At 68.1% G+C, this 15,235-nt stretch carries 18 protein-coding genes; 9 read left to right on the forward strand and 9 right to left on the reverse strand.

Going from position 1 to position 15,235, the window contains the following annotated elements:
- Positions 1-119: 119 nt before the first annotated feature.
- The 6 genes from SLW52_RS08590 to SLW52_RS08615 all read left to right on the forward strand — a co-directional run bounded on the left by SLW52_RS08590 (position 120) and on the right by SLW52_RS08615 (position 4,390).
- Entirely contained in the window at positions 120-1,136 is a 1,017-nt protein-coding gene (locus tag SLW52_RS08590) for a class 1 fructose-bisphosphatase (RefSeq protein ID WP_017910079.1), read from the forward strand.
- Positions 1,137-1,395: 259 nt separating this feature from the next.
- On the forward strand, positions 1,396-1,719 hold the full coding sequence (locus SLW52_RS08595) for a hypothetical protein (RefSeq protein WP_267084872.1): 324 nt from the start codon (positions 1,396-1,398) through the stop codon (positions 1,717-1,719).
- Between the two features lie 81 nt (positions 1,720-1,800).
- Positions 1,801-2,313 (forward strand): hypothetical protein, encoded by a 513-nt coding sequence (locus SLW52_RS08600; RefSeq protein ID WP_267084871.1) that lies wholly within the window; start codon positions 1,801-1,803, stop codon positions 2,311-2,313.
- A 194-nt stretch (positions 2,314-2,507) separates the two neighbouring features.
- A complete protein-coding gene (locus tag SLW52_RS08605) occupies positions 2,508-2,780 on the forward strand; it encodes a hypothetical protein (RefSeq protein WP_017910082.1) in 273 nt (90 codons plus the stop codon).
- A gap of 206 nt (positions 2,781-2,986) precedes the next feature.
- On the forward strand, positions 2,987-3,598 hold the full coding sequence (locus SLW52_RS08610; protein ID WP_152236791.1) for an NAD(P)H-dependent oxidoreductase: 612 nt from the start codon (positions 2,987-2,989) through the stop codon (positions 3,596-3,598).
- Between the two features lie 84 nt (positions 3,599-3,682).
- Complete coding sequence (locus SLW52_RS08615; protein WP_017911286.1) at positions 3,683-4,390, forward strand: 2OG-Fe(II) oxygenase; 708 nt, start codon at positions 3,683-3,685, stop codon at positions 4,388-4,390.
- A 117-nt stretch (positions 4,391-4,507) separates the two neighbouring features.
- Here the strand turns inward: SLW52_RS08615 and SLW52_RS08620 are convergent, their stop codons facing one another.
- Complete coding sequence (locus tag SLW52_RS08620) at positions 4,508-5,593, reverse strand: PA0069 family radical SAM protein (RefSeq protein ID WP_320740010.1); 1,086 nt, start codon at positions 5,591-5,593, stop codon at positions 4,508-4,510.
- 403 nt (positions 5,594-5,996) lie between these two features.
- Between SLW52_RS08620 and cls the strand changes: the two genes are divergently transcribed.
- From cls to SLW52_RS08635, 3 genes are all read left to right on the forward strand, one after another.
- Positions 5,997-7,469 carry a cardiolipin synthase gene (cls, locus tag SLW52_RS08625; protein ID WP_152243853.1) on the forward strand — a complete coding sequence of 491 codons (1,473 nt, stop codon included), beginning with the start codon at positions 5,997-5,999 and terminating at the stop codon, positions 7,467-7,469.
- Positions 7,470-7,571: 102 nt separating this feature from the next.
- The gene (locus SLW52_RS08630) at positions 7,572-7,838 is read left to right on the forward strand and encodes a hypothetical protein (RefSeq protein ID WP_010340662.1); all 267 of its coding nucleotides are present in this window, start codon (positions 7,572-7,574) and stop codon (positions 7,836-7,838) included.
- A 14-nt stretch (positions 7,839-7,852) separates the two neighbouring features.
- Positions 7,853-8,605: a pyridoxine 5'-phosphate synthase gene (locus SLW52_RS08635; protein WP_017914585.1), complete on the forward strand. Its 753-nt coding sequence runs from the start codon at positions 7,853-7,855 to the stop codon at positions 8,603-8,605.
- 194 nt (positions 8,606-8,799) lie between these two features.
- Here SLW52_RS08635 and SLW52_RS08640 read toward each other — a convergent pair whose 3' ends face one another.
- From SLW52_RS08640 to SLW52_RS08675, 8 genes are all read right to left on the reverse strand, one after another.
- A complete protein-coding gene (locus SLW52_RS08640) occupies positions 8,800-9,207 on the reverse strand; it encodes a biopolymer transporter ExbD (RefSeq protein ID WP_267098920.1) in 408 nt (135 codons plus the stop codon).
- A gap of 320 nt (positions 9,208-9,527) precedes the next feature.
- Complete coding sequence (locus SLW52_RS08645) at positions 9,528-9,941, reverse strand: biopolymer transporter ExbD (RefSeq protein ID WP_010340665.1); 414 nt, start codon at positions 9,939-9,941, stop codon at positions 9,528-9,530.
- A gap of 3 nt (positions 9,942-9,944) precedes the next feature.
- Positions 9,945-10,370 (reverse strand): biopolymer transporter ExbD, encoded by a 426-nt coding sequence (locus SLW52_RS08650; RefSeq protein WP_010340666.1) that lies wholly within the window; start codon positions 10,368-10,370, stop codon positions 9,945-9,947.
- Between the two features lie 40 nt (positions 10,371-10,410).
- Positions 10,411-11,175 (reverse strand): TonB-system energizer ExbB, encoded by a 765-nt coding sequence (gene exbB / locus SLW52_RS08655; protein WP_010340667.1) that lies wholly within the window; start codon positions 11,173-11,175, stop codon positions 10,411-10,413.
- 97 nt (positions 11,176-11,272) lie between these two features.
- Positions 11,273-11,947, reverse strand: coding sequence for an energy transducer TonB (locus tag SLW52_RS08660; RefSeq protein ID WP_242082628.1), 675 nt, complete (start codon positions 11,945-11,947; stop codon positions 11,273-11,275).
- A gap of 152 nt (positions 11,948-12,099) precedes the next feature.
- Entirely contained in the window at positions 12,100-13,293 is a 1,194-nt protein-coding gene (locus tag SLW52_RS08665) for a tetratricopeptide repeat protein (RefSeq protein ID WP_017907988.1), read from the reverse strand.
- A gap of 159 nt (positions 13,294-13,452) precedes the next feature.
- On the reverse strand, positions 13,453-14,259 hold the full coding sequence (locus SLW52_RS08670; protein WP_026143554.1) for a M48 family metallopeptidase: 807 nt from the start codon (positions 14,257-14,259) through the stop codon (positions 13,453-13,455).
- Between the two features lie 68 nt (positions 14,260-14,327).
- Complete coding sequence (locus SLW52_RS08675; RefSeq protein WP_267095288.1) at positions 14,328-15,173, reverse strand: type II CAAX endopeptidase family protein; 846 nt, start codon at positions 15,171-15,173, stop codon at positions 14,328-14,330.
- Positions 15,174-15,235: the final 62 nt, after the last annotated feature.

Here is a 15,235-nt window from a genome sequence, read left to right on the forward strand (position 1 = left end):
GTGCCTGCATGGGGGCCGTGTCGGCCCGCGCCTGCATGGTCGCGGAACACCGTTGATCGAAATCTGCGGCGCAACCCGCGACAATGGCGGCCCCCTTCTCACGCAAGGCCGTCCTGCCCATGTCGCGAACGTCGCTGACCCGCTTCCTGATCGAAGAACAGCATGCCGGGCGTATCGGCCCGGAGCTGCGCCAGCTCATCACGATCGTGTCCCGCGCCTGCAAGCGCATCTCCATCGCGGTCAGCAAGGGCGCCCTCGGCGGCGTGCTCGGCGATGCCGGCACCGGCAACGTGCAGGGCGAGGCGCAGAAGAAGCTGGACGTGCTCAGCAACGACATCCTGCTCGAAGCCAACGCCTGGGGCGGCCACCTCGCCGCCTGCGCCTCGGAAGAGATGGACCACTGCCAGCCGGTGCCCGACAAGTACCCCAGCGGCGATTTCCTGCTGCTGTTCGATCCGCTGGACGGCAGCTCCAACATCGACGTCAACGTCTCGGTCGGCACCATCTTCTCGGTGCTGCGCGCTCCCCCGGGCACCGACAAGCCCGGCGACGAGCACTTCCTGCAGCCGGGCACCGCGCAGGTCGCCGCCGGCTACTGCATCTACGGCCCCAGCACGATGCTGGTGCTGACCCTGGGCCACGGTACCCACGCCTTCACCCTGGAGCGCGAGGAGGGCAGCTTCCTGCTGACCCAGGCCGACATGCGCATCCCCGAGGACACCGCCGAGTTCGCGATCAACATGTCCAACCAGCGCCACTGGGAAGCGCCGATGCAGCAGTACGTGGCCGACCTGCTGGCCGGCAGCGAAGGCGTGCGCGGCAAGAACTTCAACATGCGCTGGATCGCCAGCATGGTCGCCGACGTGCATCGCATCCTCACCCGCGGCGGCATCTTCATCTATCCCTGGGACAAGAAAGACCCAGGCAAGGCCGGCAAGCTGCGGCTGATGTACGAAGCCAACCCGATGGGCATGCTGGTGGAGCAGGCCGGCGGCGCCGCCAGCACCGGCCGCGCACGCATCCTCGGCCTGCAGCCGGAGCAACTGCACCAGCGCGTGCCGGTGTTCCTGGGCTCGAAGAACGAAGTGGCCGAGGCGGTGCGGTATCACCTGGAGCACGACAGCCACCACGGCTGAGCGTGGTGGCGCGGCAGCCGCGCGTCCGGGGACCCTGGACGATGGCGGCTGTCGCCAGCGCTGTCGTATCCTCGGTGCCGCATCGCCGGCATGGTCGCGGTGGGTGCAAGGGGGAGACCGCTACAGGCGGCACATTGCGATTGGGGGGCGAGATCGTCCTGTAGCGGCGCAGTCGCTTCGGGGCGGCGTCTTGGCTCGATGATGTGCGCTCACTGCCACAGCGCCGATGGCGGTAGAAAACTCAAACAGGGGAAATGCAATGAAGCGTGTCATCGGGCTATTGCTGCTGCTCGCCTCGGGTGTGGCCTGTGCCGACACCACGCAGCAGGGGAAGATCACCCGCGTCGTGGTCGAATCCAACTACGCTTCGGTCTGGCTGGAGAACCAGCCGACCAACAACGAGTGCGCGTCCGATGGACGCTGGGTGATCGATTTTTCCGCGGACGCCATCGCCAAGGAAAAGTATTCGGCCATTCTCTCCGCCGCCACGTCCAGGACTCAGGTCGTGCTGCAGTACACGACCAGCGAGGGCTGTGGCGGTTTCGGCGCGAAGAAGATCCACTACGTCGATCTGCTGTACTGATCCCCGACGCTTGCCGCGCCCCTGGCCGGGCGCGCGGCGATGCGGCAGGATGCGCCGATCGAGACGAACAGGGAGGTTCCGATGCGCTGGTGCCTGATGCTGGTGGCAATGATGTCGAGCGGAACGCTGTCGGCCGCCGAACCCTTTCGCATGCAGAACCTCATGCTGCTGCAGCCGGAATCGGTGATGCGCGATCGCGCCGAGAGCGTCGAAGACCTGGCGGCATATGTGAAAGCGCTGAATGCCACGGCGTCGCGCGAACTGGCGCGGGTCGCCACACCCCGACCGGCCGCCGGCTTCGTGGCCGTGGCGGTCCGCCCTGGCGGCCGGTCCCGGATCTGGCTGGATGTGACACCGGCACTGCCCGATCCGGTGGCGAACACGCTGGTCTCCGCTCTGGAGCGGGTACCGCCATTCCAGGCCAAGGGCGGTGTGGTGGTGTTCGCGCTCAACGTCACGCTGTGGGACGCGCCGCCGACCGGGCGCCAAGGTCCTTCGCCAGCGGCCTGGCAGCGTGCTGCGGAAGGCGAACAGTCGCCGATCGAAATCGGCGACCTGGTCGATCGGGTCTGGCCAGCGAGTGCGGCGCACTGAGGCGCGGGAGCGGCGCTCGTCATGACGCACGACCGTGCGTCCGCTGCGACACCGCTCCTTTGCGCCGCTGGCGACGTGCCGGCGGTTGCCTGACGCCCTGGCTGCGGTAGGGTAGCGGCGTCCGGCGCCAGCAGAGCGCGTTGATCGCCGGCGGTCGTCGCATGCACCTGGTCGTCCCGGGCGGGAGGAACCCCATGAACCAGACCCTCGTCGTGTTGTTCTTCTTCGCCACCGCACCGGTCGCGCTGATGCCCACGGTCATCGCGCTGTTCACCCGCCACCGCTGGCGGCGGCGGATCGTGCTGGTCAACCTGGCGCTGTGGACGCTGCTGTTCTTCGCCGCCCGCAGCTTCACCCTGTACAACTCCAGCCGCTTCGAGCTGCCGACCCTGCTGGCGCTGGCGGTGTGGCTGGCGCTGTTGGGCATCGCGATCCGCGGCACGCCCGGGTCATCCAAGCGCTCCTAGCCACCGACAGCGCCCGCACGCCTGGTCGGTGCGCGATGGGGCGATCGCGGCGGCGGACCGCTATCGCCCAGGCCGATCTCAAGGCCACACGGACCGCGCTCGCTGCGTGTTTGCGGTGCCGCAGCGCTCACGACCCTTGCACGCCATCGCGACGTCAGGCCCATCGCGCCCGATCCACAGTGAGGTTTTACTGACGGAGTCGGACCATGTCCCTGCGCGCCTTCGGCCTGAACTGCTCGCTCAAGCGCGGCACTGCGCCCTCGTCCACCCAGCGCCTGCTGGATCAGATCCTGCAGGCACTGGCCGCGCACGGCGTGCAGGGCGATTCGGCGCGTGTGGCCGACTTCGACGTGCGCCCCGGCGTACGTGCCGACGAAGGCGACGGCGATGCCTGGCCGCAGCTGCGCCAGCGCGTGCTGGATGCAGACATCTTCGTGCTGGCCACACCGATCTGGGTCGGCCATCCGTCGAGCCTGGCGCAGCGCGTCCTGGAGCGCATGGATGCGTTTCTCGGCGAAATAGGCGACGACGGCGTGTATCCGACCTTCAACCGCGTGGCCATGGTCGCGGTGGTGGGCAACGAGGATGGCGCGCACAAGGTCAGCGCCGATCTCTACCAGGGGCTGACCGACTTCGGTTTCAGCGTCGCCGCCGGCAGCCCGCCGTACTGGGTCGGCGAGGCGATGGGCAGCACCGACTACCAGGACCTGAAACAGACGCCGAAGGTGCTGGCCGACACCATCAAGACCGCCGCCAGCAACGCCGCGCACCTGGCGCGCCTGCTCAAGGCCAATCCGTACCCACCGCCGCTGGCCTGAGCGTTCCGCCGCGTCGGAGCGCCAGTGGCACGGAGCCGCTGCGCTGCGGCTGCAACCCTGCGAAATCGCTGGTAAGGTCGCGCGATGTCCGACCTGCATCCCGATTTCATCGAAGTGTTCGATGGCGCCATGTCCCGCGAGGACTGCGCCGCCATCCTGCGCCGCCTGCGCGGCAGCACCCAGTTGCGGCCCGGCGAGGTAGGCAGCGGCGTGTTCCCCGAGCTCAAGCGCAGCCGCGACCTGCGCATCAGCGGCCTGGAGCCATGGCGCGACGTGGAACAGCGGCTGCAGCAGGCCGTGTTCGGCGGGCTGCTCGGCTACCTGCGCAAGTACCCGCAGACCCTGATCTCGCCGCTGATGCTGCAGGTGCCCGGCGCCGACGGCCAGCCACACCGGCTCGGCGCCGACGACTTCGCCCTGCTCGACGACGCCGCGCTATCCAACCTGGCGCGCACCTGCCTGCGCCCGGGCGCGATCAACCTGCAGTGGTACGAAGCGGGCGAGGGCGGCTACCCGTACTGGCACTGCGAACTGTACCCGCGCGATCCGAGTGCCGAGACCCTGCACCGGCACCTGCTGTGGACCCTTTACCTCAACGACGATTTCGACGAGGGCGAGACCGAGTTCCTGTTCCAGCAGCGCAAGATCGTCCCGCGCGCCGGCAGCCTGCTGATCGCCCCGACCGCCTTCACCCACACCCACCGCGGCAACCGCCCGCAGCGCGGCGACAAGTTCATCGCCACAAGCTGGATCCTGTTCCAGTCGGCGCAGGCGCTTTACGGCAGGGAATAGGGAATGGGGAATGGGGATTCGTAAAAGCGGCTTTCTTGGCAGTTGGATTGCAGTGGCTGCGTCAGGCCGCGCCGTGTCGCTCTTGCGAATCCCCAATCCCGAATCCCCAATCCCCGCTCAAAACAACACACCCTGCGGCGACGGCGGGCGCGGCGGCTGCGGTTTGACGAAGTGGCTGCAGTCCAGGCGGCGACGCGGGGACTCGGCATAACCCAGCCGCTTGTGCGCCAGCGCGAAGCGCCGTGCCAGCAGGTCGGCGTACACCCCTTCGCCGCGCATGCGCTTGCCGAAGGTGCTGTCGTAGTCCTTGCCGCCGCGCAGTTGCTGCACCGTGCTCATCACGTGCGCGGCGCGGTCGGGATGGTGCGCCTGCAGCCAGTCGCGGAACAGCGGCGCCACCTCGTGCGGCAGGCGCAGCAGCACGTAGCCGGCGGACTCGGCGCCGGCCTCGCGGGCCGCCTCCAGCACCGCTTCGAGGGCGTGATCGTTGATCCACGGGATCACCGGCGCCACCATCACCCCGACCGGCACGCCGGCCTCATGCAAGCTACGCATCGCGCGCAGCCTCGCGTGCGGCGCCGAGGCGCGCGGCTCCAGCTTGGCCGACAGCCGCGGGTCCAGCGAGGTCACCGAGAAGTGCACGCTGACCAGGTTGTCGCGGGCCAGCGGCGCCAGCAGGTCCAGGTCGCGCTCGACCAGCGCGTTCTTGGTGATCAGCGAGAACGGGTGGCGAGTCTCGGCGAAGACCTCGATCAGGCGCCGGGTCAGCTGCAGCTTGCGCTCGATCGGCTGGTAGGCGTCGGTGTTGATGCCCAGCGCGATCGGGCTGGGCACGTAGCCGGGCTTGGCCAGCTCCCGGCGCAACAGCTCCGGGGCATTGGTCTTGGCGAACAGCCGCGTCTCGAAGTCCAGCCCCGGCGACAGGTTCAGATAGGCATGGCTGGGGCGGGCGAAGCAGTAGCTGCAGCCGTGCTCGCAGCCGCGGTACGGATTCACCGATTGGGCGAACCCCACGTCCGGCGACTGGTTGCGGCTGATGATGCTGCGTGCGGTCTCCTCGCTCACCTGGGTGCGCAGGCGCGGAGCGGCGAATTCCTCGCTGTCGTCGGGGTGCCAGCCGTCGTCCTCGGCCTGGCTGACGGTCCGTTCGAAGCGGCCCGGCAGATGGCTGCCGGCGCCGCGGCCCTTGATGGCGGTGCTCATCGGCATAGGCTACGCGGCAGGCGTCTCGGCGGATGCGACGGCACCGACGGCGGCGCTGAATCTTTCAGGCCACGCAGGCAGCGTGGCTCGCCTCCGCCCGTTGCGCATGGCGGCGCAGCAGATCGACGTTCCACGGCGGGCCGGCGGCCTGTCGCTCTTTGGCGATGACGCTGCCATTCGCCGAACCGGGGCCTCGTCGCGGGCGCACGCGAACGCCGTCGCCTTGGCGTCACCCGGTTGCCGCGAACGCCTGCTGTCATGCACCCGCCGTGCAGGGCAGGTTCGCAGAGCGGATGACTGCCAGCGCGCCAGACAGCAAACCCACGCGATCCGGGCAGTCGCCGCGGTACCGAGCCGGCACCGCCTTCGCCGCAATCTCCGCGTCACCCTCTAGAATCCGCCGATGCTCGTGATCGCGACTCTGCAGAACACCTGGGACCGGCTGACCGGCATCCCGCACATCGGCGCCTACCTCACCGCCGCCTACCTGCTGTACATCCTGTGGCTGAGCGGCTGGATCGTGCTGCAGAAACGCGAGCCGGCGGCGACGCTGAGCTGGGTGCTGTCGCTGGCCGCCTTGCCCTACCTGGGCTTCGTCATCTACTACCTGCTGGGCCCGCAGAAGGTGAAGCGGCAGCGCCTGCGCCGTGGCCGCTCGCGCTCGGGCATGGAGCACTACAGCAGCGTGTGCCCACCCGACGCCGACTGCACCGAGCTGGCCAAGATCGCCCAGGCCACCACCGGCCTGGCGCCGAGTTCGGCCACCGCGGTGCAGTGGCTGGTCGACGGCGCCGCTACCTACGAGGCGATCCTGCGCGACATCGGCGCCGCGCAGCACCATGTGCACCTGGAGTACTACATCTTCAATCCCGACCGCACCGGCACGCGCATCCGCGACGCGCTGGTCGAGCGCGCTCGCGCCGGGGTTCGGGTGCGCCTGCTGCTGGATGCGGTCGGCTCCTCGCAGGTGCGCAAGCGCTTCCTGCGGCCACTGCTGGAGGCCGGCGCCGAGGTGGCCTGGTTCCATCCCACCCAGTTGCTGCGGCCGTTCAAGTTCAAGCGGCCCTGGGTCAACCTGCGCACCCACCGCAAGATCGTGGTGATCGACGGCCGCATCGCCTTCACCGGCGGCATCAACGTCACCGACGAGGAGAACGAGGCGCTGCGCGCCGACGCCTACCGCGACCTGCACCTGCGCTGCGAAGGCCACGTGGTGCGCAGCCTGCAGCTGGTGTTCGTGGAGGACTGGCTGTACGCCACCCGCCAGGGCCGCGACGCCTTCGACATGGCGCGGATCTGGCCCAGCGACATGCCCAGCCGCGACGCCGGCAGCATCCAGGCACAGGTGCTGGTGTCGGGGCCGGATTCGTCGTGGGAAAGCATCCATCGCCTGCAGGTGGCGGCGATCCACGAGGCGCAACGGCGGGTGTGGCTGGTCACGCCGTACTTCGTGCCGGGCGAGGCCGCGCGCATGGCGCTGACCTCGGCGGCGCTGGGCGGGCTGGACGTGCGCCTGCTGGTGCCCAAGCGCAGCGACTCGCGGCTGGTGACCTTGGCCGCGCGCTCCTACTTCGACGAACTGCTGCAGGCCGGCGTGCGGATCTACGAGTACGGCCCGCGCATGCTGCACACCAAGGCGCTGATCACCGACGAGGACCTGTGTCTGGTCGGCAGCGCCAACTTCGACAACCGCAGTTTCCGGCTCAATTTCGAGGTCGCCACGCTGTTCCGCGACCGTGGGCTGACCCGGCAGCTGGCCGAGCTGCTGGAAGGCGAGATGGCCGACGCGGTGCGCGTGCGCGACGACCGCAAGCGCTCGCTGTGGCGCTACCGGCTGCCGGAGGCGGTGGCGCGGCTGACCTCGCCGCTGCTGTAAGCGCGGCGCCCCGGCGCCGGGAGCGGCGCGCGCCGGCCGCCACGCCACGTGGAACCGGCACGCCCGGCGGCGCTACACTGCGCCATCCTTGGGGAGATCGTCATGTATTGGCTCTTTCTGCCGCTCGCGCTGGGTGCTTTCGTTCTGGCGTTCACGACGCCGCACATGTGGTTGCTGGTGGTGAGCCTGCTGGCCGCGCTGGCCTTTCTGCTGGCCTGGGCACGCGGCTGGTACGTGGCCAAGATCGGCGATGCCAGCCAGCGCGACGCGATGCCGATGATCGACCCGGCCGAACTGCGCCGGCTGCGCGAGCAGGCCGAGGCGCGCCGCGCTGCGGCCGCCGCCAGCGACGACGCCGCGGCACCATAAGCGGTTCGCCGGCGATGACCAAGCTCAGCGTCAACGTCAACAAGATCGCGGTGCTGCGCAATTCGCGCGGCGGCGACCTGCCCAGCGTGCTCGACGCCGCGCGTGCCTGCCTGGACGCCGGCGCGCACGGCATCACCGTGCACCCGCGCCCGGACCGGCGCCACATCCATGCCGAGGACGTGCTGGCGCTGGCCGAACTGACCCGCGAGCGCGGCGTCGAATTCAACATCGAGGGCAACCCGTTCGCGCCGCCGCGTCCCGGCTACCCGGGACTGATCGCCCTGTGCGCGCAGACCCGCCCGGCGCAGGCCACCCTGGTGCCCGACGGCGACGGCCAGCTCACCTCCGACCACGGTTTCGACTTCGGCCGCGACAGCGAGCGTCTGCGCCCGCTGATCGCCGAACTGAAAGCCCTGGGCTGCCGGGTCAGCCTGTTCGTCGATGCCGACAACCCGGATCTGGCGGTGGCGGCCGAACTGGGCGCCGACCGCATCGAGTTGTACACCGGTCCCTATGCCGCCGCGTGGGAGCAGGGCGACAGTGCCGCGGCCGCGCCGTTCGCTGCTGCCGCACGCCGCGCGCAGGCTGCCGGGCTCGGCGTCAACGCCGGCCACGATCTGGCCCAGGCCAATCTCGGCGCGTTCCTGGAGACGGTGCCGCAGGTGCTGGAAGTGTCGATCGGCCACGCGCTGATCGGCGAGGCGCTCTACGCCGGGCTCGACGCCACGGTGAAGGCGTATCTGGCGGTGCTGGCCGGGGCACGCTGAGCGAGGCCGGCAAAGCGAGGCAGGGCGCTTCCCGGGCAGACTGGCCGCTTGGCAGCCATCGCGTGCTGCAGTGCTCGCGCTCGGCGCAATCCAATCAGCGTGGGTTTTTGGCTGTCTCCGCCAGGGCGCGCGCCGTGCGGTGCCCGAGCGGGCGACGTCACCGACAACGGTGGCGTCGCATCGCCGGCTGCCTGTTACTGCACGAAACCGATGCGCTGGACGTCGGCGTTCTTGGCCGCCGCCAGCACCTTGGCCATGGCCTCGTAGTCGGCGTCCGGGCTGGCATCGATGCGCAGTTCGGGCGGATTGCCGGCCGCCTGCGCCATCGCTTCCTGCAGCCGGGGCTGCAGATCGCGCAAGGCCAGCGGCACGGCATTCCAGAACAACTGGCCACTGGCGTCCAGGCGCAACTGGATCGGGTCCGGTGGCGGCAAGGGCCTGGAAAGTGCCGGCGTCCGCTGCGGCAGGTCCATGGCGATCGTCCGCGTCAGCATCGGCGCTGTGACGATGAAGATGATCAACAGCACCAGCATCACATCGACCAGCGGGGTGACATTGATCTCCGCCAGCGGTCCCCGATTCCCTGCAGCACTGAACGCCATGGCCAGCCTCCTGTGGGTGTTGTGGTGTCGCGCCACCAGCCTACACCCGCGGCGCGGCGGGATGCGAGGGGCGGCGACAGGCGGGCAGGCTCGGGAGTGGTCCCGCATCGGACTGCTCAGGCCGGGAGGCGAGCAGGCGAGCGCGAAGCACGCCCGGCAAGGCGGACGACGCGACGCGCCACACGCAGGACCGCGGGCAGGCATCGTCGCAGCGGGCAGTGCAGCCAACCGTGCACGCACAAAAAAACGCCACCGTTGCCGGTGGCGTTTGCAGTCGCGTCATGACTGAGGTGTTGCGGTGAAGCGAATTGCGGTGAAGATTATTGCTGCACGAAGCCGATCTTCTTCATGTCCGAGTTCTTGGCGGCGGCCAGCACCTTGGCCATCACTTCGTACTCGGAATCCGGATTGGCATCGATGCGCAGTTCCGGCTGGTTGGTCGGATCGCGCTGGACTTCGTTTTCCATCATCTGCGGGAGCGCACTCACCGCCACCGGGCTGTTGTTCCAGAACACCTGGTTCGACGCATCGATCCGCAGATCGATCGGCGGCGGCGGATCGCGCAACTGCGGCGGCGGGTTGATGACCCGCTGCGGCAGATCCACGTCGATCGGGTACGTCATGATCGGCGCGGTCACGATGAAGATGATCAACAGCACCAGCATCACGTCGACCAGCGGCGTGACGTTGATGTCGGCCATGGGACCACGGCCGCCTCCTGAGCTGAACGCCATGGCTCAGTTCCCCTTCTCTTTGGTCGCAACGAAGCCGACGTCCAGCATGCCCTGACTCTGCGCGATCTTGGTGATCTCGTTGATCGTGCGCATCTTGGTGGTGCGGTCGCCACGCAGGTTGAGCGGCGGCTGCGGGGTCTGCTGTGCAGCGGTCGAGAAGCGCGATTCCAGGGCTTCCTTGGAAATCGGCTCATCGTTCCAGTACAGCGACCCGTCCTCCTTGACCGCCAGGGTGATCGGATTCGAACGCTTGTCGTCCTTGTCCGGATCCTGCTTCAAGTTGGCTTGGGGCAGTTCCACCTTGACCTTGTGGGACATCAGCGGTGCCGTGATGATGAAGATGATCAGCAGCACCAGCATCACGTCCACGAGGGGCGTGACGTTGATGTCGGCCATGGGGCCGCCGCTGTTACCACTACTGAAAGCCATAACGGGCTCCGTTAACGTTGCGTGGACGACTTAGCCGGGATCAGCGAACGCGCGAACCGGTGGCGAAGAAGTCGTGCAGGTCGTGAGCGAAGGTGTCGAACTTGGCGATCACCGAGCTGTTGACCTTGCTGAAGAAGTTGAAGGCGAACACGGCCGGGATCGCGACGAACAGACCGATCGCGGTCATGATCAGCGCTTCACCGACCGGGCCGGCCACGGCGTCGATCGAGGCGGAGCCGGTGGCACCGATCTTGATCAGCGCGCCGTAGATGCCCCACACCGTACCCAGCAGACCGACGAACGGCGCGGTCGCACCGACGGTCGCCAGCAGGGTCATGCCCGACTGCAGCTTGGTGCTTTCGCGGGTCACGGCCTGACGCAGGGCGCGGTCGACGAACTCCGAACGGCTCAGGGTCTCGCCCAGGCCGGTGCCGGTGCCGGCTTCGGCGCGCTGGTGGTGAGCGGCGGCCTGCGCGGCGTCCAGGGCGATCTTCGAGAACGGCTCGGAGGCCGGCTGCTCTTCCATCGCACGGATGGCGTCCTGGGCGTTCGGGGTGTCCCAGAACAGGCTGGTGACGCGGTCGGCCTGGCTCTTCAGACGGGTGGCGCGGAAGATGTTGATGATCGTCCAGTACCAGGACGAGGCGGACATGATGATCAGGGTGATGAGCACCACCCAGGAGACGGCGAAGTCACCCGGCTTGGAGGTCATTTCGGTGATCAGGTGCTCGAAGCCCATCTGCGACAGGGCGTTCGATGCGTTGTTGCCCCCCGCAGCAGCGGCGATGAAAATTTCCTGCAGCATGACGCTTACCTTTGTTGTGTGTGGTGGTGATGAGGGTGGTGCAAAGAGTAGACAGGGTTTGCGGACCGGCGGTGCGCCGGTCCGCGCAACCTTTGTATCAGTTCAGCGCGAAGTTGACCGGGACGCGGACGCGGCCGGCGGTCTTCTGTCCATTGACGACAGCGGCATTGAACCGCCACTTGCGCGCTGCTTCCATGGCGGCGCGGTCCAGGTCGCGGTTGCGGCTGGATTTCTCGACGGCAACGTTCGTGACGTTACCACTGGCATCGACATCGATGATCAGGATCACCTCACCCTGCGCGCCCGACCGGAATGCAGCCGGCGGGTACTTCGGCGGGTTCATGTTCTTCGACGAAATATCGACGCTAGCGCTGATGTCGGAGGGTGCGGCCGGCGGCGCAGGCGGCGACGGCGGGGTGGCCACGTCGTTCGGGCGCGGCTCCGGCACGTCGATCACCGGGGCTTCCGGCGGCGGCGGCAGCGGGGTCGGCTTCGGCGGCGCGAGGTTCTTCACCGGCGGCGGCGGAGTTTCCGGCGGCTTCGGCGGCGGCGGCGGCGGCGGGGGAGGCGGCGGCGGTGCGTCCACCAGGGTGACCATGATGTTGCGTTCCTTCTCCGCCACCGCCTTGGGCGCAACGGCCGGAATCAGCAGCAACATCAGCGCCGCAAGATGCAGCGCGATTACGAAGGCAATACCGATGATGCGCGGCCAGCTGAGGCCGGAGGCGTCATCTTTGTCGTACTGCCGATGGATGACCAGTTGTTCCGTCATGCGCCAATGACTCAATTAAAGGGGGGCGGATTCCGCTGTGGAGCGGAACCCAAGTTCACGCGGCAATGACACCGCAGGAACCTCCAAGCTTATACCAATCCCTGTTACCTGCACTACTTTCAGCACTGGTCTTCGGGGGCTTTTTTTGCGTGCTACTTCAGGTTGATGATCTTCTTGGCGTCTTCCGGCTTTTTGACGCCCTTGGCCAGTGCCTGCTGCGCGGCCTGCTTGGCCTCGGCAACGCGGCCTTCCGAATGCAGCACCTTGGCCAGGTTGAGATAGGTTTCGCCGTCCTTGGACAGCGGCGCCGCCTTCTGCCAGTTCTCGATCGCCTGCGGCAGCTGGTCGGTGTAGTAGTACGACTGCGCCAGCGCCAGGTAGGTCTGGTAGTCCGGCTTCAGAATGCCCTTCTGCATGCCTTCGTTGATGACCGCGATGACGTCCTTTTCGTGGCCGTCGGTGTTGGCGTAGATCGAGTACAGCTGCTTGTATTCCTTCTCGTCGGTCAGCTGACCGGCGGCGCGCAGCTTGTCCATCACCGCCGCGGCCTTGTCCATCTGGTCGGCCTGCATGTACATGCTGGCCAGGTTGAGCTGGGCCTTCTTGTCGTTGGGCGACTTGGCGGCCAACGCCTCGGCGGCCTTGACCGCTTCACCGGTCTGGCCGGCTTCGGCGTAGGACGCCATCAGCAGCTGATTCCAGCTGTCCTTCGGCTCCGGCGACGCGGCGATCGCCTGCTTCAGCGCCGGGATCGCTTCCTGGTAGCGCTGCGCCTGGTACAGCGCCTGGCCCTTGAGGATCAGGTCTTCCGGGCGGGTCGACTTGGTTTCGGCGAGGAACTTGTCGAGGGTGGCCAAGCCCTCGGCGGTCTGCTCGTCCTGCAGCTGCAGCTGCGCCAGCATCAGCATCGACTGGTAGTGGCCGTTGTTGTCCAGGCCGTTGAACTGGATCGCCTGCTTCAGGTACGCCTGCGCGGCCTTGCTGTCGTCGAGGTTGTAGGCGGCCTGCGCGGCCAGCTGCGCGGCCAGCGACTTGTCGTACTCGTTGGCGCCGCTGTTGGCCAGGATCTCATCGGCCTGGGCGCGCACCGCCGCGTAGTCCTCGCCCTTGTTGTAGGTGTCGATGAGCTTCTGCAGCTTGCTGCCGAGCTTGGACGACGGCTTGCCGGTCGGCTCCTTGCGCTCGGCATTGGGGAACAGCACCGCCGCCTTCTCGTTCTTCGCATTGCGCGAGGAACGGTGGTCGGTGCGATCGCTCTGCGCAGCGGCATCGGTCACCACCGCGCCACCGAGGGCGGCGGCGATCACCAGGGACAACAACGCTTGCTTGCGAATGCGGAATTTCATGGGTCACCTCGGTGGAAACCGCCCGGAGCGGCACGGAAGACGGAGCGGCCATTCCTCGGCCGAGCCAGCAAACCTATCAGAAACCTGTACGCCGTGAAAACGTTTTTGGATGCGTTTTCTGTGACAGTGCCGGCGACGGACACAGGGACGACGGACGACTCAGCCGCACTTGGGCGTCCTGCCGGCGCTGCGCGCCTGCGCATACACCGGTTCCAGCGCGGCGACGTCGCGCTGCAGCTCGCCGATGCGGGCACTGGGATCGGGGTGGGTGGACAGCCATTGCGGCGGACGTGCGCCGCCGGCGGCCATCATGTTCTTCCACAGATCCACCGCCTGCGCGGGATCGAATCCGGCCTGCGCCATCAGGCGCTGGCCGACGACATCCGCTTCGGTTTCCTGCTGGCGCGAACCGGGCAGCAGGAACAGGGTCTGCGCAGTCATGCCGCCGACCTGGCCGACGGTGTCGGCCGCGCCCTGACCGTAGCGGGCACCGGCCAACGCGCCAATCACGCTCAGGCCTGCCTGCGCACCGAGCTGGCGGGTGATGCGTTCTTCGTGATGACGCGAAATGACGTGGCCGATCTCGTGGCCGAGCACGGCGGCGAGCTGGTCCTGGTTCTTGGCCACGCTGAAGATGCCGCTGTTGACCCCGACCTTGCCGCCGGGCAGGGCGAACGCGTTGGGTTCCTTGTCGTTGAACAGCGCGGTTTCCCAGCCGGTGCCGCGCCATTGCTCGGGCAGCTGCGCGACCAGCGTGTTGACCACGCAGCGCACGTAGGCGTTGCGCTTGGGATCGGTGTCCAGCTGTTCCTTGGCCTTGGCTTCGGCGAACGCCTGCGCGCCCATCTGGTCGAGTTGTTGTTGCGAGATGCCGCCCACGACCTGGGTGCGCCCGGTTGGCGATGTCGTCGTCGCACACGCTGCCAGCAGCATCGCCAGCGATGCGCCAAGTACCACTTGCTTCATACGGTCCCCCCTCCTAACACGCGTCGCAGTGTGGGGGGCCGCGTCTTAACATTTCGTCAAACAAACCTTCAGGTTGCGCCAAACCAGTAGAGTCCGGCGACCGCGATGGCGTTGTTGAGGCCATGCGCGGCGATCGACGCCCACAAGGTGCCGGTACGCTTGTACAGCCAGGCGAACGCGGCGCCCATGCCGCCGTAGACCAGCCACAGTTGCGCGGTGGCGGCGAGGCTGTTGCCGGTGGTCCCCGGTACTTCGTGCACCAGGGCGAAGGCGGCGCCGCTGAGCAGCATGCCCAACCGCGGCCGGCCTGCGTCCCACAGCCGCCCGAACAGCACGCGGCGGAACAGCAGTTCCTCGTAGGCCGGCGCGATCACGATCGCGAACACGCACAGGAACAGCGGCATCTGCGCCATCGCGTCCTGCATCAGCGGCAGGTTGGTCGGCACCGGCTTGATGCCGATCTGCGCCGCCAGCGCGGAAATCGCCGCGCTGCCGACGAACACGCCGACCGCGACCAGCAGCACCCAGCCCCAGGTCGACGGCGTGCGCGCCGCCTGCCAGGAGGCACGGCGCTCGGCGGCGCTGGCCGGACGCCGCAGGAAGTACAGCAGCAGCGCCGCGGAGAGCGTGCTGACCAGGGCGATCAGCAGTTGCGCCAGCGCGCCCGGCTGGCCGACCCGCTGCGCCACCACCGATGCCAGGCGATCGGCGGGGATGCCGTGCGCCTTCAGTTCCATCGCCAGCTGGAAGCCGCGGATCACGCCCCAGACCAGGCCGCTCAGCACGCTCACCGCCAGCAGCACCACCGCCGCCAGCAGCACGTCGAGGAAGAAACCGAGGATCGGCCGGCGCGGGCGGGCCGGCGGCGCGGAAGGCAACGGCAGCGGGGTGGCGGGCAACGGCGGCGCGGTCATCGCGATCCTGTGCGGAAGCGGGCGGAAGGCACAGCGGGACGCCCGCCCCGGCGCACGCCAGG

It is taken from the genome of Xanthomonas sp. LF02-5 (assembly GCF_034105325.1).
Classification (GTDB): domain Bacteria; phylum Pseudomonadota; class Gammaproteobacteria; order Xanthomonadales; family Xanthomonadaceae; genus Xanthomonas_A; species Xanthomonas_A sontii.